The organism is Pelosinus propionicus DSM 13327 (assembly GCF_900114615.1).
GTDB classification, from domain to species: Bacteria; Bacillota; Negativicutes; order DSM-13327; family DSM-13327; genus Pelosinus; species Pelosinus propionicus.
Genome location: NZ_FOTS01000024.1, coordinates 46990 through 69625 on the forward strand (window position 1 = coordinate 46990; position 22636 = coordinate 69625).

The window sequence follows — 22636 nt, forward strand, 5'->3', positions numbered from 1 at the left end:
CTTCAACATCCTATCTATTTATTGATATATGAAATTGTTGTCTTGCCTCATCCGGACTCATCGGTTCTTTATCCATGGCTCTCAGCAATCGCACCGTCTTTTCTACCAAAGGAAGATTGGTATCTACCATCGTATTCACATCCAAATAATTGCTGTCTTCAAAACCAATTCGTACGGTACTGGCCCCCATTCCAAGAGCTGCGGCGATAATGGAAAAATTCCTCCTATTTGCATGAGTAATTCCCCAAAGAGCCCCGAGCGGAATCATCTGAATCATTGCGGCTAAGGCCTCTGGTGTTGCAGGAGCTTCGCCTTTATGCCCTAAAACAATACTAAATAGTACAGGACTACAAAAATCATATTGTTCCATAAGTTCTTTCATCGCATAAATATGACCAATTTCAAACACTTCTACTTCCGGTGTTTTCTTCATCTTCAATAATTCGCGAATACAATATTCTACATCATCAATGGGATTGCAATATACAGCCTTACCCAAATTAGTGGAACCAACATTCAAGGAACAGGCTTCTACTAGATTTGAATATACAGGAACACAACGTTCCTTAATAGAAAGGTTGGAAACGCCGCCTGTTGACACTTCAATGATAATATCGGAATCCCTTCGAATTAGGCGCAATGTTTCTTCCAAAAGACTCATGTCGGTAGTCAGATTCCCATGAGTATCACGTACGTGCAAATGCACCATAGCAGCCCCTGCCTTCCAACAGTTTAAAACATCTTCAGCTATTTTGTCTGGAACGATTCTTTTATCTGTAGCAGCTACGGGAGCAACTGAAATCATTACTTTATTCATTTTTTACCTCCTATAACAAAGCCTGCATCAGTAATGCCTGATCTCATCGCTGATCAAAAAATGATATGTATTTTCTAACAATATCTTTTACATAACGAACCTGATACAAGGACAATTCCGAGAAATGCGGCTGTTGATCGGCTAAAAGTTCCTTTGTCTTATCAACAGCATAAACGGAGATTTCCGTATTGACATTGATTTTAGCAATACCTTTGGCAATGCAGCATAAAATATCTTTCTCAGACAGACCCGAACCGCCATGCAGTACCAGCGGTATTGCTAGCAGCTTATTAATAGCCTCCAATATATCAATGCGTATATTAGGTTCCGCCTTATACAGTCCATGCACGGTTCCGATCGAAATGGCCAATGCATCAACATGTGTCATGTCAACAAACTGCTCCGCTAGAGCTGGATCAGTATAGGCTTCTACATCGGTTGCCGCTCCTTCGTGTGATCGTTCTCCGGCCGCCAAGCATCCCAACTCGCCTTCTACTGATACACCGCAAGCATGGGCTATGTCACAGACCAGTTTTGTATTGTTTACGTTTTCGTCAAAGGGCAGTGCCGATCCATCATACATGACCGAACCAAAACCGGCACGAATGGCACGAAAGACCGTATCTAGATCACTGCAATGATCCAAATGGAGACAAACTGGTAGATCGCTCCTCTCTCCAAGACTTTTAGCAATGGCACATGCGGTTTCTAATGACATATTCTTCAGATACTTAGCACCAAAAGCCAGAATTACTGGTGTTTTTGTCTCACATCCTGCGTCAATGATCCCCTTAAACGTTTCATAATTGTATCCATTAAATGAGCCTACAGCATAATGATTGATATAGGCTTCATTAAGGATGTCTTTAAAATTTACCAACATGATGAATGCCCCTTAGTTTATGCAATATTGGAGCAAACACGTTCAACGAAGATCGAATTAACAATCTGCGGCATGATCTAAGAGTTTACTTTTTCCCAATATTGATAATGATTTTCTACTACTTTGTTGATTTCATTCTTATTTTTTTCCTTTAATACCCGCAACATTTCCTTATGCATCAACAAAAACTGCTCTGTTGCATCTTCGGTTAAAAACTTTTCTATAGCTTTCATTCTTGATGTTCTAGTAATCTGATCTACATAAAAGCAGATCCCTTCCAATAATGCATTTTGGGTGATGTCTACCAATACCATGTGAAAGGCGATATCTGCTTCAAATATATCTTTTGCTTTTACATTGAAAGTTGTAATCTTTGTTTCCAGATCTTTCATGGCCTGCTCAACTTTATATAAGGATTCTGAATCCAACTTTTCTATCACCAATTGGAGTATCCCCACATCAATAATTTTGCGCAGTTCTACTATTTGGTTTGCAGAATCCTTTTGCAATATAATTCCATATAAAACAGGAAACAACATTTTACTGTCATAATCCTGCGTTACAAAAGTTCCCTCAGCACGTTTGATATTAATAACACCATATGCTCCTAATATCTTGATTGCCTCACGAACAGAATTTCTGCCAACCCCCATGGATGCACATAGTTCATTCTCTGTCGGAATCTTATCTCCCGGTTTTAGCTCCCCGTTAATAATAGCATTTGTAATATTATCAACAATCTGCTCAACAACAGATTTGCCACCTATCTCTTTTAAAAAAGTTTCATGTGCCATACTGAACCTCCTGATGTATTTTTGCTTTTTCAGTATACATCATACGTAGGTTCAAGACAATCATAGACATGATTTGCTAAAGTACTTTCTTAAAAGCGATCAACTGCCATTCAGCGATTTTTTATAAATTAGCCGCAGCAGCAGCGACTTTGGCAGCAATTTCTCCATCTTCTTTCAGTCCGCCGATACCAACTGCACCGATGATCTGCTGTTGGCCATTATAGATCGGCACACCACCAGGCATCCCCACAAATTTATCATCAGCAAAATACGATATATTTAGATTTTCCTGCTGCAACCGCTTCAGAAAATCAGCTGTACTTACTCCCATTCTTGCAGCAGTATACGCTTTATTAGGTGTAAGGTTAATTGTCAACAATTTGGCCCCATCCTGCTTATTGAACAAAACTAAAAATCCATCCTTATCACAAATCGCTACACTAAATGGTTTCATCCCATATTCTTGCGCTACGATATCTTCAGCATAACTTCCTATTTTTTTTGCCAATTCCAAGGTAATATTATCCAATCCAATCAGTCCCTTTCTATTTTGCAGCTTATATATCAAATTACGCTTTGAACAGATTTTCTGCATCTGCTGCTTCTTTTTCTTCTTTTTCTCGCCAATAATTTGCCAATGTTGGACCAGTAAGATTGTGTATCAGATTAAATATAGCAGCTGGTATGAATGCTAATGGAGCAAGATGTGCTAATGCTAATGCCATCGCCAGCCCACCGTTTTCCATGCCGATTTCAAAACAAAGAGCCTTGGCCTTAAAATGAGGCATCCCTACACCACGAGCAGCCCAATACCCTGTTGTAAGACCGAGTATATTGTGCAGGGCTACGGCTACAAAAGCAATCAAAGCAACATTTGCCAGCGAACCCGCACTGAGGGCAAACCCTGAGCTAGTCGTAACAAAAATGGCGATGACGGAAACAATTGGGATAATCGGCATGATCTTATCAACAAAATCAGAAGCAAACGCCCGAATCACAGCTCCTAAAAATACGGGTATCAGAACAATTTTTAATATATCCATTAAAATAGCTTGCGCATCAACTGGAACTATCGTACCAACTAAAAAAACAAACATAAATGGTGTAATAAACGGCGCAATAATTGTATTAATTGAAGAAACCGTTATCGAAAGCGCTGTATCCCCTTTAGCCAAAAAAGTCATAACATTACTGGCCACTCCGCTCGGGCAGCATCCTACTAATATGAGCCCCGCAGCCAAGACTGGCGGTAAATCAAGCACTTTCGTCAATGCCAATGCAATAAATGGCATGATCATATAGCGCAAAACAATACCCCAGAATACATCTTTAGGCCGCGAAAGAACCAGTTTAAAGTCGCCTGCTGATACAGTAAGGCCCATACTCAACATAACAGCCATAATACAATATGGGACATATTTTGATAATGGCTTAAATGGATCAGGATTAAAATATGCTGCAACTACACCCAAAATAATCCATAAAGAAAAATATTTTGTGATAAATTTTACGATTTCTCCTAATTTTTCTAACATTTTCTTCGCTCCTTCTCGATTTAATGCAAAACTTTTATCATCAATAACCAGAAATCCGTCCCCGTCTATTCATGTAGACGGCCTTTCTTTTTTGGATAAATTCATTGTAAGAAGCTGACTAGAGGAATGTAAAAGCTATTGTTGGATCAAACCGTGTTTTTCCAAAGCGCATTTAAGTGCCACCGCACCGAATCTTGGGCTGGACAAAACCAATTTCCCAGTTTTGTGATGAATATATTCTTCACAATATGCCATAGAACCTTGGGCAAACAATATTACATCAACTTTGTCACGAATTTCTCCAGCATATTGGGACATCAATTCTTTGAATTGTTCTTGATCAAGTCCAAAACCTCCGTCAACCAAAACATCAACTAATTCTACACGCTTATTCATCTCTCGTGCTACCCGCATTATGGTATTCTTCGTTGGGATCAATGTTGTCGGCAGAGTAGCCATGACACCGATACGCATACCTTGCCTTACCGCCTCTCGACACATTTCCTCATCAATACGCAGGATTGGAATACCAGTAAACCTAGCAACATCCTGAGCGGAATCAGCTACCTCACCTACTGATGAACAAATATTAAGAATAGCATCAGCACCATCACTTACAGCTTTCATATACATGCCGACAAGTCTAGCCGCTGGAGGAGCTGTAACATATCCAGCATCTCTCACCTCTGCAAGAATCGACGGATCCTGATTACTGATAAATTCAGTATCTTTGGGAAGTGATTGGCGAACTTCTTTTTCCACCAGCTCAATCAATTCTGGTGTAGTACTCGTATAAATCAAAGCTACTTTCATTTAAAATCCCCCTTTATTTGTAGTATGTACTACATACTACGTCCTACGTTTAGTCGCAATCATATTATTACATATTATTACATATTTTTATTTAATTGTAAATATGAATTATTTAAAATATTACAACTATTAAGCAAATAATTAATTCCTGCAAGTTCTCTTAATCGAGTTCTTACAGGAATTGATTACCATCGGCAGTGGCAGAGCAAGCCTACAGAGCTATTCTTATGCCAAGGTTCGAACAGACTTCTCCCGGTTCCATTGGCGTGTCTTTGCAGCTGCAATAAATGCATCTTTGTCATTGGCATCCATGACACCCACATCTTGTCCAACATTAGCGTTTTTTAAAAGAGCTTGGCCGCCTTTATCGACGGCAATAGCCTTGAGATGACCAAAAGCATCGCGCACAAAATCAATTGCGGCGCTTTCCATTGATAGTGCTTTTACACCTTCGTCAGAGAGAATAACTGCGACTGCATCAAATAACACCGAAGGGGAACCAGCTAGTTGTCCCTCAGCAGTCAGTTTAAGACCACCTGCAAGCTTCACCTCTCCCACATTTGGGGAGATAATCTTCACAGCAGCGCCAGCATCTGTCACCGCCTTTCTAATCTGTTCGATTACAGCTCCATCTGAGCCATTCGCGATCAGTATACCGATCGTGCGCCCTTTGAGCATGTCTTTCATCTTGCCGATGATTTGCAATGCGGGCGAGGGCTTCATCTCTTGTACAGCTATGGCAGCCGCTGGTGCATCAGGAAGTTTATCGATCCCAAGGCCCCTGGCAACTCGCTTGGCAAGAGCTTCTTCGATATGTCGCAAGTGACCTACTATCGCATCACGCACGTGAACATGTTCAACCTTGGAAAGCTCAAATACTAGAGCCGAGGCGATGTGTGCTTGCTCATATGTTGTTTGGCTGATATAGAACATTCGCGCTTGACTGTAGTGATCAGCAAAACTTGCAGCACGGATACGGCCCTTTTCTCCTGTTTCGGTTACCGCAGTGCTATGAAATCCGTAGGTCGGGGTCTCCCGGGGTGATTCAGCAGACAAGGAATTAGGCTCATATGCAACTCGTCCCATAGGTTGCTCCATCTGCATCTGTCCATCACGTTGGTGGTTAGCGAAGGGACATTTGGGAGCATTGATCAGGATCTGGTGAAAATTCGGCGTCCCCAGCCGAGAAAGTTGTGTGTCATGATAGGAAAATAAACGGCCTTGCAACAGCGGATCATTTGAGAAATCGATGCCTGGCACGAGATGAGAAGGACAGTAAGCAACCTGTTCCGTTTCGGCAAAGAAATTATTCGGCCAACGATCTAGTACCATGCGTCCGATTACTTTCAATGGCACTAATTCTTCCGGAATCAGCTTAGTAGGATCCAGATGATCGAAGGGAAATTTATCCGCTTCTTCCTGGGTGAAAAGCTGTACTGCAAATTCCCACTCTGGGAAATTACCTGAGGTGATGGCATCGAACATATCGCGGCGATGAAAGTCTTGATCTGCACCAGAAATCTTGACTGCCTCATCCCAAATGGTGGACTGCAATCCGAGTTTAGGACGCCAATGGAATTTAACGAAAGTTGATTCACCTAACTGGTTAATCAACCGAAAACTATGTACACCAAAACCTTCGATCATCCGCAGAGAACGCGGTATTGTACGATCAGACATAATCCACATTACCATATGCATGGATTCAGGGGTGAGTGAAATAAAATCCCAGAATGTGTCATGGGCGGTTGCCGATTGGGGAAAACCGCGATCTGGTTCCATTTTTACAGCATGGATGAGATCAGGGAATTTAATAGCATCCTGAATGAAAAAAACCGGAATATTATTGCCGACCAGATCCCAATTGCCTTCCTTTGTATAAAACTTGACAGCAAATCCACGTACATCTCGAGGGGTATCTACCGAACCTGCGCCACCTGCTACCGTAGACATACGAGTAAAAACAGGTGTTTTTTCCCCCACCTCTGTGAGTATCTTGGCAGTGGTGTATTGCTTTAATGAAGCAGTCAACTCGAAGAATCCATGTACACCTGTACCCCGCGCGTGAACAACACGTTCAGGAATACGCTCGTGATCAAAATGTGTAATTTTCTCTCTAAGAATGAAATCCTCCCCCAGAGTAGGGCCACTGGGATTGGCTCTGAGTGAGTTTTGATTATCTGAAAGTGCAACGCCTTGATTAGTCGTAAGCACAGGATGCTGTCCACCAGCACTTTGGTGCAGCTCGCCGCCAACAGCCACTTGTGAATCTTCACTTAAAGTTGAGTCCTTTTCCTTTGTAAGTCTTGCCGAATTATCCGTTGTTTTGTCCATGATGTATCTCCTTCCTATATCCATATCTAGTAAGAGTACGCCCCTCATCCTTAAGATTAATATGGCTATTAACAGAACTATTTATTCCTGTCGCCCCTGAGTATGAGTGATTTATATTCGTTATCAGACTATCTCTAACTGTCAGTCCCTCACTGTTTTACAGTTTATTTCAGTGGTACGATCCTTATCTCAAAAAGGAACAAATGCTTTCTGCTAGTTGCCGTCCCATAGCGATATAAGCTATTGCCTAATCAAAAGCCGCTGCTTATTATCTTTAAGTAATAAGCAGCGGCTTTATGATTAGGCAACAAGTTTTGCATCCTATTTATTTGCTAAGTTTCTCTCTGCTTCAAGTTAAAAGAGGAAATAACTGATTAACTAAAAGTATTCTCTCTCACACCTGGCAATAAATCATAAATAGACCTGCCAATCTTTTGTTCAAATTTAGCCTTAATTTCAAACAGCAGCTTCCATTTGATTGCAGTATATTTCGTTGTACCATACCGAAGAGCAGCATCCACTAACCTCTTTTCCAGTAGGCAAAATCCGGTAGGAAGAGCTAGACAATCGCACAGTTGAATAAGCCAATCATATTCATTATATTCAATGGATGTTATATAGGATTCTAGAAACTGTATTTCCTCTGCCGAACAATCCCGCTTACCAGAATATTCATTTAAATCTTTAAGCCAAAAGGTATGAGTAATACAAATCCTTGCAATATCATCGTATCCATGTTGTTGTAAAAAATGATACCCATCAAGAGAATGACGCATATAAGTGATTCCGGCCCGTCTACCGATATCATGCAAGTACCCCATTACATAAGCGACTTCACTATCAAGGTCAGGATGTACTTTCGCAATGGCCTCAGCGGCTTGCGCAGTAACTAAAGAATGAGCCACCCAATTACCTGGATTAAGTCTTTCCGCTTCCAGTAAGAACATTGCAGCTGTATCTCTATTAGGAATCGTCATAAATTTCCACCTCAAATTAATCTTTATAGAGCTCAGATTATGTTACTCTTTACAAACTTGATTTATGATAATTGGAAGTACATCAACTTAATAGTCTACATTCGTTATATTACAATAATCTCCTTGTAAAATTCCTCAAAAGAAAATACTCTTGCAAAGCTAGGCTGCTTTGCAAGAGTTTGCCGTGAGTAATTACCATCAATCGCCAACGTTACAGTTTAAATTTTGCAATCGCATTTTGTAATTTTTCAGACATCATCACTAAGGATTGGCTGGCTGCTGCAATTTCTTCCATAGATGCTGCCTGCTCCTCAGTCGTAGCTGATACCGTCTGCGTATGTTCAGCTGCCGCCTTGCTTATTTTATCAATCTCGTAGACTGCTCCTACAATTTGCTGACTTTCATCGGACATCTGCTGCATAGCTGATGAAATGCATTTGAATTGCCCTGAGACCCCTTCAACCAGTCCTACAATTTCTTGAAAGGCTTGACCTGCAGTATCAACAACTTCACCACCTATTTTAACTTCCCGTGTACCATCATTCATGGCTACTACGGCTTTATCCGTCTCTGTCTGAACTTCAATAATCAATTCTGAAATTTGCTTGGTTGCCTCTTGAGATTGCTCAGCCAATTTCCGTACTTCTTCTGCTACCACAGCAAAACCCCGTCCCTGTTCGCCAGCTCTAGCTGCTTCAATAGCCGCATTAAGTGCTAGCAGATTCGTCTGCCCGGCTATACCAGAAATGGTTTCAACAATCTGACCAATTTTTAGTGACCGCTCTCCTAGCTTAGTCACCGCCTCTGCCGAATTGGCAACTGTTCGCTCTATCGTCTCCATTTGCAGCATAACAGCGTTAATTGATTTTCCGCCACGCTGCGCCGCAGTTGCCGCTTGCTCGGATATAGTATTTACCGAACTAGCATTTCCTGACACTTCCTGAATACCCGCTGACATTTTTTGTACCACTGAAGAGGTTGTATCAATAGTATTTACTTGCTGATCCGCCCCTTGTGCTAATTGGCATATGGTAGCTGCCACTAATTGGGTACCCTGTGCTGACTGATCAGCACTTGCTGTAAGCTGTTCAGAAGCAGCTGAAACTTGCTCAGCTGAAGACATAATATCAAGGATAATGTTCTGCAAATCTTCACGCATTTTATCCAGCGATACTGCTAATTTATTAACCTCCGCCACACCCTGCACTTGAACCTTATTACTTAAATTACCACTGGCAATTTGATCTGCTACTTGTACCAGATCATTAAGAGGCTTAGTCATTCCCTTAGCTACATAAATCGCGGTCCCTGCCGCAATCAGCACAGCCAGCAAAATCAATACTGACATTACCAGCAGACTATGCTTGATTTGATCGGTGATTTCTTTCTTTGGTAAGTATGTAATTATACCCTAGTTGTAACCTTTAACAGGCGCAAATACAATCAAGGAATCTATCCCAGCTGAAGATATCGCTTCCATATTACCAACCTGGCCAGCGATAACATCCTGAACATATTTTGCTTGTCCGATATTCTCTTGCTTAGTTACCTTTTCTGAATTTATACTGGCTAACAATGTTCCTTTATTATCTACTACATCCAAATAACCTGAATTACCAACCGAAGTTCGAGAAGCTATTTCTCCAATCGTTTTTAAACTTACATCTCCAGCCAGCACTCCAATAATCGTACCACTTGAATCTTTTATCGGTGTTGAAATCGTTATAGTTGGCGCGTTGGTCAACTGTGAAATATAAGACTCCGTAAGAAAAGTATTTCCCTGTAAGGCTTTTTTGAAGTAATCTTTATCAGCTTTATTGTTTAGCGCTGAGTTGGTGGTTTTTGCAATCTGCATACCAGTTACATTCATAACATAGATTGTCTCAAATTCGGGATGCTTTTTTTGAGCAGTAATAATCATTTCCCGAAACTTGGCCGCATCCATGGAATATGCAGTCGGTGATAAAGCCAGTATCTCCATTAATTTTGTATCATCATTCATAAATTGCTCAATTTCATGTGCAGTTTGATTCGCTATCGTTAGATTATTTTTTGCTATTTCTTCCCTGGTGGTATTAACATTCATATAAGAACTGACACCACCAATTATAGCTGCTGATAAAAAAGAAAATAATACCAACAATATAATTAACTGCATCTGCAATGTATTCTTTTCCATGTTAAGCTCCCCTTTATTTATTTCATTCATGACTGACTCTTTCATTGCAAGAACTAAAATTCCTCAACCTTAGGCATGATCATCCGAAAATAAGGTTTTGCTATGCAAATTCGATTTTTAACGAACTATGCAGGAAAATATGTAATCACTGATACTGCTGGAAAGCATCACCAGTGACTACAGTTTTAAAATCTGAGTTATGCTTTAATTTATTATCTGTAAACTGCAATTACTTCAATCTCAACTAAAGCGTCTTTAGGCAATCGTGCAACTTCAATACAAGCACGAGCAGGAAAGTTTTTATGAAAGTACTCAGCATACACATTATTTACAGTAACAAAGTCATTCATATCTTTGATAAAAACGGTGGTTTTAACTACATCATCCAGCGTCGATCCCGCTTGAAACAAAATAGCTTTTACATTTTCTAATGATTGTTTTGTTTGTGCTGCTGCTCCGCCTTCGGCAAATTCTCCGGTAGTAGGATCTATAGGTAATTGACCAGATACAAATATAAATCCATTGGTTTTAATTGCTTGAGAATAGGGGCCAATTGCCTTTGGAGCTTTATCCGTATTTATAACCTGTTTCATATTTAACTCCTTATCGTTTATTTATTGCTGCTTCCATTCTTTCCAGCGCTTCTACCAGCCGGGAACGGGGACAAGCAATATTCAGTCTCATAAAACCTGCACCGCCAGGTCCAAAGGTAGACCCTTCATTCATAGCAACTTTTGCTTCTTCTAAGAAGAAGCGGTGTAACTCCTTTGGTCCCATATTCAGTTCCTTGCAGTTTAGCCAAATAAGATAAGTCGCTTGCGTTTTACTAACTTTGATTTTAGGAATCCTTGTTGAAACGAAATTTTCAAGGTATTCAAGGTTGTCCTGCAAATACTCTACTAATTGATCTGCATAGTAATCACATTCGTTGTAGGAAACTTCAATCGGCAATGTACCAAATACAGTTCTGCCATATGCTTTGTTATTTTCAAGTGGCGCATAAAAAAGATCGTGATTATGCCGATTGGGAATAATTACAGCCCCAGTCCTCACGCCAGCAATATTAAAGGTTTTGCTAGGATTAACACAAACTACACAGTTATCTGCTGCTTCTTGAGAAAGACTTCCAAAAGGAATATGTTTGCTCCCTCTATAAATAATATCAGAGTGAATTTCATCGGAAACAACAAATACATTATGTTTTAAACAAAGTTCGGAGATTCTTGTTAACTCTTCTCTCGTAAAGCATTTGCCAACTGGATTATGGGGACTGCATAGCAAAAACATCGTTGTTCTTTTTTTACTAAGCAATTCTTCCAGATTTTCATAATCCACTTCATAGCTGCCATCTTCTTTTAAAATCAGATTATTTCCAAGTATGTGTCTGCCGTTATTTGGAATGATATCATGAAAAGGATGGTAAGCTGGCATCTGAATGACAATATTGTCACCAGGATTCGTGAAGGCCCGCATTGCATATACGATGGCAGGCACTACAGCCGGTGTATATTCCACCCAGTCAATGTCAACATTCCAGCCAAATCTTTTTTTCTGCCAGTTAATAATTGATTGCTCAAAAGTTTTACAATTTACAGGATAACCATAGATACCGTGTTCTGCTCTTTTCACCATCGCATTAATGACCGGCTGTGGACATTTGAAATCGGTATCAGCGATCCACATCGGTATAACATCGTCTGCATAAGTATCCCATTTCTTACATTCTGTTTTCTTACGGTTAACAAGTTCATCAAAATCATGTTTTAACATTAGAATCCCACCTTCACAATTTATAATTAAACCTGATCACTAGGATTAATACCTAACTTTCTGCGCCAATAACGAGAATACACTGCACCTAATGGATTATGGGCAAGTACTCTGTCTTTGGCAACCAGACAAGATGTCGGCACAGTACTAGCACCTGTAAACAATGCATCATGACCTACACATAAGCCAATGGTAACACAAAAATCAATTTCTTTATCTTTAAGTATTTTAGCTTGCATGATAGGATTGCACATGGTTTCACGCGCACCCTCTTTAATTTGTTCCAAATTAAGATTATCCTTGGCAATACCGCAAACTTTACAGCAAACCGAATACACTTCAAAAAATTTAGAGAAATACTCTTCAATTAGTTTTGCCTCTTGGTTAAGACCAATACAAAACGCCATGCCAATTTTCTTATAGTCCATCATTTTACAGAATTCAACCGTTTCTTCCAAACGAGTAAGGTTATTATAAAAACGTCCTTCTGTACAAGCAGCCGCCTTCATAATATCGAGCTTCTCATTCACATAGGCTTCTTTAACATCTGTAAGACCAATTTTAGTGCAATTTTGACCTTCTAAATAACATTTTCTATGAGTGCATTTTGCACATTTCAAAATAAACAGCTCCTTTATTAGTTTATTAATATAAATACCACATTTATAAGTACAGCCGCAGCCATAGGAATTGCAGTTCTTTTTACCACTTGAACAGGTGATACGCCTGCAACACCGGCTATAGCAACAATGGCTGCTGTAATTGGTGACACAACACGCCCAAAGCTTGTCATAATTTGCATTGGCAATAAAAGAGTAGCAACATCAATTTTTAATGAAGCAGCAATCTTAGGAGCAAGGGCGGCAAAAGAAAAGAACGCAGCATTGCCTGACCCCATTAAGAACGCGCAGCAAGCAATTACTATACAGAAAAGAATAATCAATGCATGAACACCCAAGCCCAAATCTTGCGCACTGGCAGTCATAACATCTACAGCACCAATCTTCATTAATCCACAAGCAAATACTTCACCTGCAACTATTAAACTGACTACCGTTGCAAAACTATTGCCCATTCCTTCATATAAATATTTTAAGCTCTGCAACGTAGTTCGAAAGTCCTTAGTTCTCACATACTCGAAGATCATGCTTATGAAAGTGCTTAAAAACATTGCAGTAACAACATCCATTTGAATCTTACATTTAAAAATTGGACTAAATCCCAGAATAAATATCATCGGAATAATTGGAAGAATCGCATAGATCAAAGGAGGACGGCTTTCGTCTTCTTTAACAAATTCAGCAGAATTCTCATAGCCAGCAAAGCCCTCTTTTTTATCCCACCATTTTTGTGCATAGTAATGTACAACGCCAAGAATCAAAGTTGTTGTAACGAATATTGGTAATTGATATTCAATAAAATAAACTGCAGGATCTACCTTACAGATAGAAGCTGCAAGAATCGCATTGCCCGAACCAGGGCCAACATCCATGTATTGTGCACAACCAATTACGCCAAGTGCGGATAATTTACTAACGCCTGTTCTTATGAGAATCGGATACAGCGTTACCATGAGTAACAAAGCTAGTCCTGCATGACTTGGAATAAATAATACTAAAAATTGACTTATATAAAAACTAATAACAAGAAGGATATAAGGTGATTTAATATGTTTGAGAGGAGAAGCAACTACAGCAAATAAAGATTTACTTGCTCCGATATATTCCATATATCTTGCAAAGCCTGCGATCGACATGAGAGTCAGTCCAAGTCCAGCAACACGCGAACTAAGCAAAACCTTAATCGTATGGAAAACATCCAGCAGAGCTGAACCAGAAGATTCTTTAGCAGAAAGGATAGAATTGTTGCCGATAAGGTAGGTTGCAAGAAGCAGAATAATCCCTGCAATCAGAAGAATAGCTTGTGGATAATGTTTCTTTATGATCATATAAATTACCCAAGCCACCACTAAAATTGTAATAATTATGCCCATGTACATTCCTCCATTTATTGGAATCTAACCATTGATATTTGAATCTTCTCCTTCCAAAATTATTTAAACAACTTACTCATCTATTTTAATTGGTGCTTGAAATTCACCAAATATCTTGTTGGTATTCTGGTATACCAAGAAATACTTCATAATTTTATATCGATTACAACTCATTTTTTTTATTCTGAGTGAATCATTTTTTCAATGGCAATTTTGGCGTTATTTAAATGTTCTTGCATAACACAAACTGCCGCTTGCGGATTTCTTTCAATAATATGATGTAAAATTAATTGATGATACTGCAGAGATACTGCATGCCTTGTAGCATCACTTAAAGACTTTTGTCGTGAATACGATAGCAAATCCGATAAAAATTCATTGACTTGTATAATAACATCATTATGCGCAGCAGCAATAACAGCCGTATGAAATTTCGTTGACACATCACTGACTGGTTTTCCAACTGAAATTAGAAACTCCATTTCCAGCAAGACTTGCTGCATCTCTTCAATATCAGCCTCCGTCCTTCGCTCTGCAGCTAATCGTACAGCCTGAATTTCAAAGGCTTCACGCGCTTCAAACAAATTTATCAATTGATCAGCAGGATCAGTCATAAAAAAATCAATCGTATGTAAAATACGTTTCATTTCAATTTTTTTTACAAAAACGCCTTCTCCACGTATATGCTGAATGGCACCTAAAAACTCTAATACTTTTAAGGCTTCTCTTACTGGAACACGACTGACATTGAATATTTCAGCCAATTCTCTTTCAGAGGGTAATTTATCGCCCTCTTTCAAATGACCTTCCCTCATAAGCTGCTGAATGCGGCTTACAATTTGCATATAAAGAGCGTCAGACGAATCTTCAACATATTTCTTTAACGGAGTTTCTACAAAAAAATTTTTCATCTCGTTTCCCCTATATATTTCATTTCTTCTTGCTACAGTGTATGTTAATTCTCTTCTTAGGAGCAATAGTACGGAATACTGGTATACCAAATATCATATAAAAAGAATTACCATAATCATATGCAACCATTCATAATGCTACATTCTTTAACATGATTATAGTTTTCTTTGAAAAAAATGTCAAATAAAAATTAGAATATTAATACTTTTTTTACAGGATAAAACTCTTTTAGCATTTATTTAACAATTTTTTCATAAGAAAACATTGCCCTTAAGCAAGATAAGTCTATTTGTTGTTTACCATCCAAGAATACCTACAGCAAATCTATATTCTTCAACTATTCCCTTAAAAGCAAGCCCTGCAGTTGCCTGTATGGCTTGCCTCTTTCAATCTTTGCCAGCGACTTAGTGACCTAATTTATTCAATAAATCTTTTTGCTTCAGCGACTGCTGCTTGTAGATCTTCGAATTTTTGCTGTCAGGACTATAGGTATGGGTTATTTTCAAATTTCTGGTGAGCAACTCTTTCAAGTCACATTCCGCACCCGTTGCATAGGCCGCAATGATGGAATTTGTCAGTACTGCACCGCCGGAAATCTCCAAGGTGATTGCCTCACTGTTCATTACATCGGCTTTAATCTGATTCCAAAGCGCATCGCAACTGCCTCCTTCGGTAATGGTTATTCTATTGATTTCGATGCCTGCCTGGCGGTAGGTATCAGTGATTTCCCGGTAGTCAAAAGCGATAGCCTCAAGTACTGCGCGCCACAAGACAAATTGGTCCGTGTCCAGGGTCATGTTCAGAAAACAGCCTCTTACCTTGGAATATTCGTCATATCCGCCGGTTAAGTACGGCAAAAAGATCACGTCGTTGCAGCCCGGGGCAACTTTGGCAGCACCTTGACTTAACGTTTCATAATAACTGTCATCATCGACCTGCTGGCAGATACTGTCCTTAAACCAACGCAGTGCCAACCCGCCAGTTCGCACAAATCCCCAATAAAAATATGTATTTTCCAATGTACCGCTATTGAAGATCAGACCGCTCCCTTTGCGGCTCAGTTCTGGAATGATCCCTGTTGTCGAGACACAGAACATCGCACAAGTACCAGCAACATCTACGGCCTTATTAGCTTCAAAAACCCCGCTGCCCAGCATGGATTGCATAGTGTCACCGGCTCCAGCACAGATAGGGATCCCCGCAGGACAACCCGTTTCTAGCGCTGCTTCAGCCGATAAAGTCCCGATGATATCCCACGGCTTTACGATCCTTGGCATATAGCCTTTATCGATTCCCAATATAGTTAGCTGTTCATCAGACCATTCTTTGTCATATACTTTATAACCCAATCCCCACCCTGACATTGTCCCCCAGTCAATAAAAGCATCGCTGCTCTTTAAGCCGGCAAGATTGAGCAGGATATACGGTGTATTATGGACAAATTTCTTCCCCCTATCCTGAAATTCTTTATTATTGGCTAACAGCCAGCGGGCATGCAAGGCTGGAAACATACAAAGTGGATCGGCATTGCCTGTTTCTTTGCCCCATATGTCGAGATCAAGTTCTTTAAGTACTGCAGCATCACTCTGCGTTCGTGAATCCAAATAATTTATGTAAGGTGTAATTGCCTTGCCATCCTCATTGATGCCGACAATCCCGCAAATAATTCCATCCCCCATAATAGCCTTGATCAGCCCAAGATCAATCCCCTGCTTTTTTAACTGCGTCATACACTGTTTCATGCCTAGTTTAGTCAGTGCAAGATATTCATCCGCATCCATCTCAACCCATCCGGGATGAGGATAGGTCAGCGTCGTCTGATTGGATACTTTCGTTACGCATTCCATATTTTCATTGTATACCGTCACTTTTACACTTTGCGTTCCTGCATCAAAACTAATATAATATTGCTCCGCCATTTGCACGCCTCCTGTATGTAGCCAACCAATTCCGAAAATTTCTTCTATTTTCATGGCTCTTTTTATTTTATCATTTAAAATGTAAAATAAATTAATTCAACTGTTTACATTCGCTATCTCAGGGTAAATTCCTGGGAAAATATTTGATTATTGAACAATGAGAGCATTTTTTACCTTAAAACTGATTATGCAATAAAATAACCTGTAAGAGATTTCTCTCCTACAGGTTATCCCAGCACAATCTTTAGATTTACACTAATTATTTACGGCTTCCTGCCCAGGAATAAATAGCTGCATGCTTTCTCAACTTCGCCACGATAGGCAAGACGACAACTGACGCCACACCAATCTGAACGAGATTACCGGGAATCGATGCCATCGGTGCCAGCCAATTGCCATAAATAATCCATTCGGCACCATAATAACCAACCACCTTAATAAGACAAGCCGCCGCCAAGGCGAGAACATAAGCCGTTAAGGTACGATGCTTTTCGCAGATAGCGCCCACCGTATACCCCATAAGACCAACAATAACAAGAGTAAAAGGAGCCCATAAAAACCAGCCGCCCACCACATCAAAAAGAGCCATGCCGATTCCTCCCGCCAAAGCGCCAAACCGACGTCCGTAAAGAATGGCAATAATAAAGAGAGGCACATTCCCTAAATGAATTAAACCGCCATTAGCGGCAATGGGAAGACGAACATTTACAAATACCGTACAAATAAAAACGAGGGCAATGCCCAATGCTGCATAGACTAGTTGCTTTGTTTGACTGAAGGATTGTTGTTCCATATTGGGTCTCCTACCTTTCCCTTCTAAAATGTTGACTTTACTACCGCCAGTAGCATAGCCTCTTTATCCATAACTTAGCAACAAAAAAATAATCACTGAAGTTGCTAAATATATATAAGATATCACAGGAATTAATTTGATGCAACTCTTATGATACAAGCTTTCATTTTGTAAGTAAATGAGTACAGGGTAATATGCTATATTTTAACGATAATACCTGCTTAAATAAATTCGTTCTTCATCCATAAGCAGAATAAATTATTTGATAAAAGATCACCGTACAAATCATTGTACAGCATATCTTTTTAGTTAATAACCTACTTGATGAGAAGAGCACTCATTGAAATAAGTGCTCTTAAATGATTCATTCACATATTTTAAGCTTGCAACTACATCTTAAGCAACGCTATCTTGTGCTGTTCCTTACCGTGATAGGTTGCAGATTATGAACATCTTTCGATGAGTTGATAACCATCTTCTATAATTTCAATAACACCATTATCCGGATTAAAAATCAAGCCATGTACAGGTACATCTTTGGGTATCAAGGGATTGGAACGAATTTTATAGACTGTCGCTTTTACATTTTCAACTGGATCATGAAAGTGATCCAGCCAGATCTTTAGTTCCTCTTCTACCATTTTGATAGCATCAGCAGAAATGCCTCGCATTAGCATTTTTTTAGTTAAATCTTCTGCATTGCTATGAGACATGCCACAATCCAAATGACCGATAACCATAATTTCTTTAACTCCTAGTTCAAAAATAGCTACTAGTAAACTGCGAATGCTGGAGGCAAAGGGATCAGTAATTGTATTTCCTGCATTTTTTATGATCTTAACTTCTCCTCGTTTTATCCCCATGGCTGGTTCAAGAAAATCGACTAAGCGAGTATCCATACAAGTAAATATGGCTAAATGCCGATTGGGAAACTTACTAATGGCATGCCCCGTTTCATATAAATGCTGTCCAGCGAATTCCTTAACAAATTCTCTATTTGCTTGTACTATTTGCGCTAATGTCGTCATTATTCTCCCCCCCAAAAATAGTATTTGTATATTCTCACAAATGCAAAATCAGTTTTTACTCTCCCCTTAGTTGCTGGCATTGGAAAAAATAGCAGCAGCCTTAAAAATGACTGCTGCTATCTACATGCATAAAAGTTTGCGATTGCCGCAACTTTGCGGTAGACTCTCATATCAACTTACAAAAACATATTAAATAGCATTGCGCCCGCAAAAGCAACGACAGAAGCAATCGTGGTAGAAAGTGTCCATGTTTTAAAAGTATCCTGTACGGACATTCCAAAGTATTCTTTAACGATCCAGAATCCTGAGTCATTTACGTGTGAGAGTCCAACTCCGCCCGCCCCAATCGCTACACATAAAAGTGAAGGATTAAGATTCGGAAAGCTAGGCATCATTGGAAGAATGATACCAGCAGCGGTAACCATGGCAACCGTAGTGGAACCTACAGCAAATCTCATGATAAGAGCAATAATCCATGCTAATAGTATCGGATTCATATGAAGACTGGTAAGAACTCCGCCTAATGCTTTGCCTATTCCGCTGTCCTGCAGAACCTGGTTAAATGCTCCTCCTGCACCGATAACGAGCAGTATGCCTGCTACTGGTCCGAAACAACCATCGGTTATTTTTAAAATGTCTTCTTTCTTCAAGCCTCTTGAAAATCCAAGGGTAAAATAGGAGAAAACTACTGAAATCAAAAGTGCTGTAATCGGATTTCCTAAGAATGATATCAACGGTAAAAATAGTGCACCTTTCGGTAAGACTAGTTCAGCAATTGTTTTTACTACCATGATGATCATTGGTAAAAGAATTGTAAAGAGTGTTGTTGCAAATCCCGGCAGCTTTTCATCTGGTATAAGTTCACTTTTAAAAAGCTGTTCCGGCGGGTTAGCTTTAACATACTTCGATATTATGTTGCCAAAAATTGGTCCGGCTATAATTGTCGCAGGTAATCCGATAAGCAGAGAATAAATAATCGTTGCTCCAACATCTGCCTTAAGTGTACCAACAATTGCTAAGGCAGCCGGATGCGGAGGTACCAAACCATGCACTACTATCAAACCGGCTACAACGGGAATTCCGATTTTTATTAGTGACATCTTAGTTTGAATGGCAATACTAAACATAACTGGAATCAATAATACAAAACCAACTTGGAAAAATACAGGAATACCACAAATAAAGGCGACAAACATCATGGCCCAATGAGCGTTTCTTTCACCAAACGCTTTAATTAACGTTTTTGCTAAACGCTGTGCCCCCCCTGAAACCTCAAGCATCCTTCCAAGAATTGTTCCAAGACCAAGAACGGTTGCAAGAAATCCTAACGTATTTCCCATACCAGCCTGAAAGGAAGCTGCAATTTTCTCAAGAGGCATACCTGATAAAATACCAAGTGTAAGACCAGAAATAGTTAATGCAACAAATGCGCTCAACCTTACTCTCATAATAAGAAATACAATTAAAGCAATTGCAGCAAGGAGACAAATCACTAAATACGTTACATCACTCATGATTAAACCCTCCAACTAGATTTTAAGATTATTTACATCACTTTAGCTTAAGAGTTTTATAAACCGCTCAACTGTCGCACTCATAGAATGACGTGCATCCATTAGCACGGTTTCAAAACGTAAATCTTTTGCTGTATTTTGGGCTAAAAATTTTCTTGCCGATAGTACTGCCCCAGTAGATATTTCTGTATTTACATTAATTTTGGAAACGCCCAACGACACTGCTTTGCGAAGATAATCATCAGGTATACCTGAACATCCATGTAAAACAATCGGAACAGGAACGGCTTGTCCAATTTTACCAAGCTGAACAAAGTCAAGTGTAGGTTTTCCTTTATAAATACCATGGGCATTACCGATAGCCACAGCTAAGGCATCAATCCCTGTACTAGCAACATACTCGGCAGCATCTTGCACGCTAGTGTAGCCTTTTTCTAAATCCAGCCCCTCCTCAAAAGTACCATCTTCATTATTCATATAGCCAAGTTCGCCTTCTACGCTCACACCCACCGCATGAGCATATTCCACAATATGCTTTGTATTTTTAATATTTTCGCAAAGTGGAAGCGCTGAACCATCATACATTACGGAGGTAAAACCAGCGCGGATGGCACGGGCAATTGATTTTAACTCTTTCGCATGGTCAAGGTGCAGCACAACCTGAATAGCAAGCGGAGTACAAATTTCTTTGACAATAGCAGCAATAGCTTCTACTGGTGCATGAGAAAAATATCCCTCTCCAAAAGAAATAATTACGGGGGATTTTAGGCGGTTGGCTGCCTCAACTACTGCCAGAATAGTCTCTAGATTATATACATTAAAAGCGCCAACCGCCCTCTTTTCCTGCTTTGCCGTTTCCAGCAAAGTACTTAACGTTGTCAGCATAGTTTTACTCCTTACCTTTATTGTTTGCCAAGCATTTCAACAACTTCTTTCAAAGTCGTTTTTGTTCCGACGTTTCCTGGAAAGATAATATACGGAAGTCCAGGAAATTTGCTTTCACTGCCAGTAAGCCATACAGGTATTCCAGGTTTTACTTGACCAGCTACAGTTGCCTTTTTCACAGATAAACCCTTTGTCCCTACATCACTGGATGTAATGCCGCCTTTCGCAATCAAGAAACTCGGCTTAACTTTTATACGCTGTACAATACTTGTCACAGCATCCGAGATTTTTACGGCTACTTTTAACTCCTCTTCCTTATTTTCAGCACCAAGTTCAAAACGTTTGCGGCCGGTATAAACGGCTACCGTTTCTCCATTTTGAATGTGCACGTCCGCGGTTTTAACGATACGGCTAATTTCAGCTTCTAATACAGCAGGAGGCTCAAGAACTAAAAGATGATTAAATTCAATGAAGTTTACAAAATCTAAAGTTCTCAGCTCTTCAAACTGCTCCGTTGTCTTCTTTACGTGAGAACCAATAATAACAAGACCGCCTGCACTGCTGTCTTGGCTAACCAAATCTTTTTTGACAAGCAGTGCTTTATCGCTTATTCCGCCAATTACTTTAGTAAAGGCAGCTGCTGTCCGGAACATAAATTTCTTGCCTGCAGCCATAGCTTGGATGAGTGCAATAGAGAAGACTTTTACATCTACGTAATCAACAGCATTGACAACCACTTTGCCAAAATTAGAAACCTGAGCTAATTGTTTAGCAATTCCATCAATGTCAAAATTTCTAATGCTGTCTAAGGAAATATAAGTAACATCTTTTGCTTTATATTGCCCCTTAGTTTTTTCTTCGATATAGTCACCTAAATTAGAACTGGCATAACCAAAGGTTTTATCTTTAGCAAACTCAGTTTCACCAGCTGGCGTCAGGTAATCACCTTCTTGTACATAATGTACATTGCCGATAGTGAAGCGTCCGCCTTCTTTAAAGATCGGCATCAGTACTTCGCCGTCAATCTGCGTCGTGCTGTCTGTTTCGAGCGTGTCTTTCAGCACTTTCGTTTCGAGAGGATAATGTCCGCGTAAAGTAGAATCACCTCTGCTGATAACCATAAAATCTTTGCCAACTTTCTTGGATATTTCCAAAATGTTAGCGGCCATTTCCTGATGCGCCTTGGCTGTCTCTTCTTCAGTAAAACTGCGGGAATTAGTCAAAATAAAAAACATTGTATTATCTTCTTTAAAACCAGCCTCAATGCTTTCCTTTGACCAATCAGTATATACCGATATCCCATGCACTGTTTGTATTCCCGTCGGATCATCATCCAGTACAATGATTTTTTTATCGAAGTTTTGCAAAGCTTCAGCTATTTTTGCATTAACCTTAACTTCATCAATTTCCGGAATTCTAGAAAAAATTTCAGATTTCAGCACTGTTTCCATTACGACACTCTCCTCATACCTATTACGGAATAGACGGTT

At 39.7% G+C, this 22636-nt stretch carries 21 protein-coding genes; all 21 read right to left on the bottom strand.

The window, feature by feature from the left end:
* Positions 1-10: 10 nt before the first annotated feature.
* Positions 11-817 carry a BKACE family enzyme gene (locus tag BMZ99_RS13825; protein WP_090938288.1) on the bottom strand — a complete coding sequence of 269 codons (807 nt, stop codon included), beginning with the start codon at positions 815-817 and terminating at the stop codon, positions 11-13.
* A 43-nt stretch (positions 818-860) separates the two neighbouring features.
* Entirely contained in the window at positions 861-1700 is an 840-nt protein-coding gene (locus tag BMZ99_RS13830) for a class II fructose-bisphosphate aldolase (protein WP_090938291.1), read from the bottom strand.
* Between the two features lie 77 nt (positions 1701-1777).
* Positions 1778-2494 (bottom strand): FadR/GntR family transcriptional regulator, encoded by a 717-nt coding sequence (locus tag BMZ99_RS13835; protein WP_090938294.1) that lies wholly within the window; start codon positions 2492-2494, stop codon positions 1778-1780.
* A 121-nt stretch (positions 2495-2615) separates the two neighbouring features.
* Positions 2616-3089 carry a GlcG/HbpS family heme-binding protein gene (locus BMZ99_RS13840; protein ID WP_245754969.1) on the bottom strand — a complete coding sequence of 158 codons (474 nt, stop codon included), beginning with the start codon at positions 3087-3089 and terminating at the stop codon, positions 2616-2618.
* Entirely contained in the window at positions 3064-4029 is a 966-nt protein-coding gene (locus BMZ99_RS13845; RefSeq protein ID WP_090938297.1) for a bile acid:sodium symporter family protein, read from the bottom strand. Before BMZ99_RS13845 ends, BMZ99_RS13840 begins: the two co-directional genes overlap by 26 nt.
* A 135-nt stretch (positions 4030-4164) precedes the next feature.
* Positions 4165-4842: an aspartate/glutamate racemase family protein gene (locus tag BMZ99_RS13850; RefSeq protein ID WP_090938300.1), complete on the bottom strand. Its 678-nt coding sequence runs from the start codon at positions 4840-4842 to the stop codon at positions 4165-4167.
* A gap of 225 nt (positions 4843-5067) precedes the next feature.
* Complete coding sequence (locus BMZ99_RS13855; protein ID WP_175490551.1) at positions 5068-7176, bottom strand: catalase; 2109 nt, start codon at positions 7174-7176, stop codon at positions 5068-5070.
* Between the two features lie 374 nt (positions 7177-7550).
* Positions 7551-8153 (bottom strand): HD domain-containing protein, encoded by a 603-nt coding sequence (locus BMZ99_RS13860; protein ID WP_090938303.1) that lies wholly within the window; start codon positions 8151-8153, stop codon positions 7551-7553.
* Between the two features lie 211 nt (positions 8154-8364).
* Positions 8365-9501 carry a methyl-accepting chemotaxis protein gene (locus tag BMZ99_RS27035; RefSeq protein WP_245754970.1) on the bottom strand — a complete coding sequence of 379 codons (1137 nt, stop codon included), beginning with the start codon at positions 9499-9501 and terminating at the stop codon, positions 8365-8367.
* A 63-nt stretch (positions 9502-9564) separates the two neighbouring features.
* A complete protein-coding gene (locus tag BMZ99_RS27040) occupies positions 9565-10332 on the bottom strand; it encodes a cache domain-containing protein (RefSeq protein WP_245754971.1) in 768 nt (255 codons plus the stop codon).
* Positions 10333-10544: 212 nt separating this feature from the next.
* Positions 10545-10925, bottom strand: coding sequence for a RidA family protein (locus BMZ99_RS13870; protein WP_090938306.1), 381 nt, complete (start codon positions 10923-10925; stop codon positions 10545-10547).
* Between the two features lie 10 nt (positions 10926-10935).
* Positions 10936-12102: a MalY/PatB family protein gene (locus tag BMZ99_RS13875; protein ID WP_090938308.1), complete on the bottom strand. Its 1167-nt coding sequence runs from the start codon at positions 12100-12102 to the stop codon at positions 10936-10938.
* 26 nt (positions 12103-12128) lie between these two features.
* Positions 12129-12722 carry a DUF1847 domain-containing protein gene (locus BMZ99_RS13880; RefSeq protein ID WP_090938310.1) on the bottom strand — a complete coding sequence of 198 codons (594 nt, stop codon included), beginning with the start codon at positions 12720-12722 and terminating at the stop codon, positions 12129-12131.
* 17 nt (positions 12723-12739) lie between these two features.
* On the bottom strand, positions 12740-14095 hold the full coding sequence (gene dcuC, locus BMZ99_RS13885; protein ID WP_090938313.1) for a C4-dicarboxylate transporter DcuC: 1356 nt from the start codon (positions 14093-14095) through the stop codon (positions 12740-12742).
* Between the two features lie 179 nt (positions 14096-14274).
* Complete coding sequence (locus BMZ99_RS13890; RefSeq protein ID WP_090938316.1) at positions 14275-15006, bottom strand: FadR/GntR family transcriptional regulator; 732 nt, start codon at positions 15004-15006, stop codon at positions 14275-14277.
* A 405-nt stretch (positions 15007-15411) separates the two neighbouring features.
* Entirely contained in the window at positions 15412-16926 is a 1515-nt protein-coding gene (locus BMZ99_RS13895; protein WP_090938319.1) for an FGGY-family carbohydrate kinase, read from the bottom strand.
* Positions 16927-17185: 259 nt separating this feature from the next.
* The gene (locus BMZ99_RS13900; protein ID WP_090938321.1) at positions 17186-17719 is read right to left on the bottom strand and encodes an ECF transporter S component; all 534 of its coding nucleotides are present in this window, start codon (positions 17717-17719) and stop codon (positions 17186-17188) included.
* Positions 17720-18162: 443 nt separating this feature from the next.
* Complete coding sequence (locus BMZ99_RS13905; RefSeq protein WP_090938323.1) at positions 18163-18747, bottom strand: beta-class carbonic anhydrase; 585 nt, start codon at positions 18745-18747, stop codon at positions 18163-18165.
* Positions 18748-18923: 176 nt separating this feature from the next.
* Positions 18924-20261, bottom strand: coding sequence for a GntP family permease (locus BMZ99_RS13910; RefSeq protein ID WP_090938326.1), 1338 nt, complete (start codon positions 20259-20261; stop codon positions 18924-18926).
* A gap of 42 nt (positions 20262-20303) precedes the next feature.
* The gene (locus tag BMZ99_RS13915) at positions 20304-21146 is read right to left on the bottom strand and encodes a class II fructose-bisphosphate aldolase (protein ID WP_090938328.1); all 843 of its coding nucleotides are present in this window, start codon (positions 21144-21146) and stop codon (positions 20304-20306) included.
* 17 nt (positions 21147-21163) lie between these two features.
* Positions 21164-22597 carry a four-carbon acid sugar kinase family protein gene (locus tag BMZ99_RS13920; protein WP_090938331.1) on the bottom strand — a complete coding sequence of 478 codons (1434 nt, stop codon included), beginning with the start codon at positions 22595-22597 and terminating at the stop codon, positions 21164-21166.
* Between the last annotated feature and the right edge of the window lie 39 nt (positions 22598-22636).

What these genes read in the sequence shown, in the direction of transcription:
- BMZ99_RS13825 (WP_090938288.1), bottom strand. Translation starts at nt 817, where the DNA reads ATGAATAAAGTAATGATTTCAGTTGCTCCCGTAGCTGCTACAGATAAA.
- BMZ99_RS13830 (WP_090938291.1), bottom strand. Translation starts at nt 1,700, where the DNA reads ATGTTGGTAAATTTTAAAGACATCCTTAATGAAGCCTATATCAATCAT.
- BMZ99_RS13835 (WP_090938294.1), bottom strand. Translation starts at nt 2,494, where the DNA reads ATGGCACATGAAACTTTTTTAAAAGAGATAGGTGGCAAATCTGTTGTT.
- BMZ99_RS13840 (WP_245754969.1), bottom strand. Translation starts at nt 3,089, where the DNA reads ATGCAGAAAATCTGTTCAAAGCGTAATTTGATATATAAGCTGCAAAAT.
- BMZ99_RS13845 (WP_090938297.1), bottom strand. Translation starts at nt 4,029, where the DNA reads ATGTTAGAAAAATTAGGAGAAATCGTAAAATTTATCACAAAATATTTT.
- BMZ99_RS13850 (WP_090938300.1), bottom strand. Translation starts at nt 4,842, where the DNA reads ATGAAAGTAGCTTTGATTTATACGAGTACTACACCAGAATTGATTGAG.
- BMZ99_RS13855 (WP_175490551.1), bottom strand. Translation starts at nt 7,176, where the DNA reads ATGGACAAAACAACGGATAATTCGGCAAGACTTACAAAGGAAAAGGAC.
- BMZ99_RS13860 (WP_090938303.1), bottom strand. Translation starts at nt 8,153, where the DNA reads ATGACGATTCCTAATAGAGATACAGCTGCAATGTTCTTACTGGAAGCG.
- BMZ99_RS27035 (WP_245754970.1), bottom strand. Translation starts at nt 9,501, where the DNA reads ATGTCAGTATTGATTTTGCTGGCTGTGCTGATTGCGGCAGGGACCGCG.
- BMZ99_RS27040 (WP_245754971.1), bottom strand. Translation starts at nt 10,332, where the DNA reads ATGGAAAAGAATACATTGCAGATGCAGTTAATTATATTGTTGGTATTA.
- BMZ99_RS13870 (WP_090938306.1), bottom strand. Translation starts at nt 10,925, where the DNA reads ATGAAACAGGTTATAAATACGGATAAAGCTCCAAAGGCAATTGGCCCC.
- BMZ99_RS13875 (WP_090938308.1), bottom strand. Translation starts at nt 12,102, where the DNA reads ATGTTAAAACATGATTTTGATGAACTTGTTAACCGTAAGAAAACAGAA.
- dcuC (WP_090938313.1), bottom strand. Translation starts at nt 14,095, where the DNA reads ATGGGCATAATTATTACAATTTTAGTGGTGGCTTGGGTAATTTATATG.
- BMZ99_RS13890 (WP_090938316.1), bottom strand. Translation starts at nt 15,006, where the DNA reads ATGAAAAATTTTTTTGTAGAAACTCCGTTAAAGAAATATGTTGAAGAT.
- BMZ99_RS13895 (WP_090938319.1), bottom strand. Translation starts at nt 16,926, where the DNA reads ATGGCGGAGCAATATTATATTAGTTTTGATGCAGGAACGCAAAGTGTA.
- BMZ99_RS13900 (WP_090938321.1), bottom strand. Translation starts at nt 17,719, where the DNA reads ATGGAACAACAATCCTTCAGTCAAACAAAGCAACTAGTCTATGCAGCA.
- BMZ99_RS13905 (WP_090938323.1), bottom strand. Translation starts at nt 18,747, where the DNA reads ATGACGACATTAGCGCAAATAGTACAAGCAAATAGAGAATTTGTTAAG.
- BMZ99_RS13910 (WP_090938326.1), bottom strand. Translation starts at nt 20,261, where the DNA reads ATGAGTGATGTAACGTATTTAGTGATTTGTCTCCTTGCTGCAATTGCT.
- BMZ99_RS13915 (WP_090938328.1), bottom strand. Translation starts at nt 21,146, where the DNA reads ATGCTGACAACGTTAAGTACTTTGCTGGAAACGGCAAAGCAGGAAAAG.
- BMZ99_RS13920 (WP_090938331.1), bottom strand. Translation starts at nt 22,597, where the DNA reads ATGGAAACAGTGCTGAAATCTGAAATTTTTTCTAGAATTCCGGAAATT.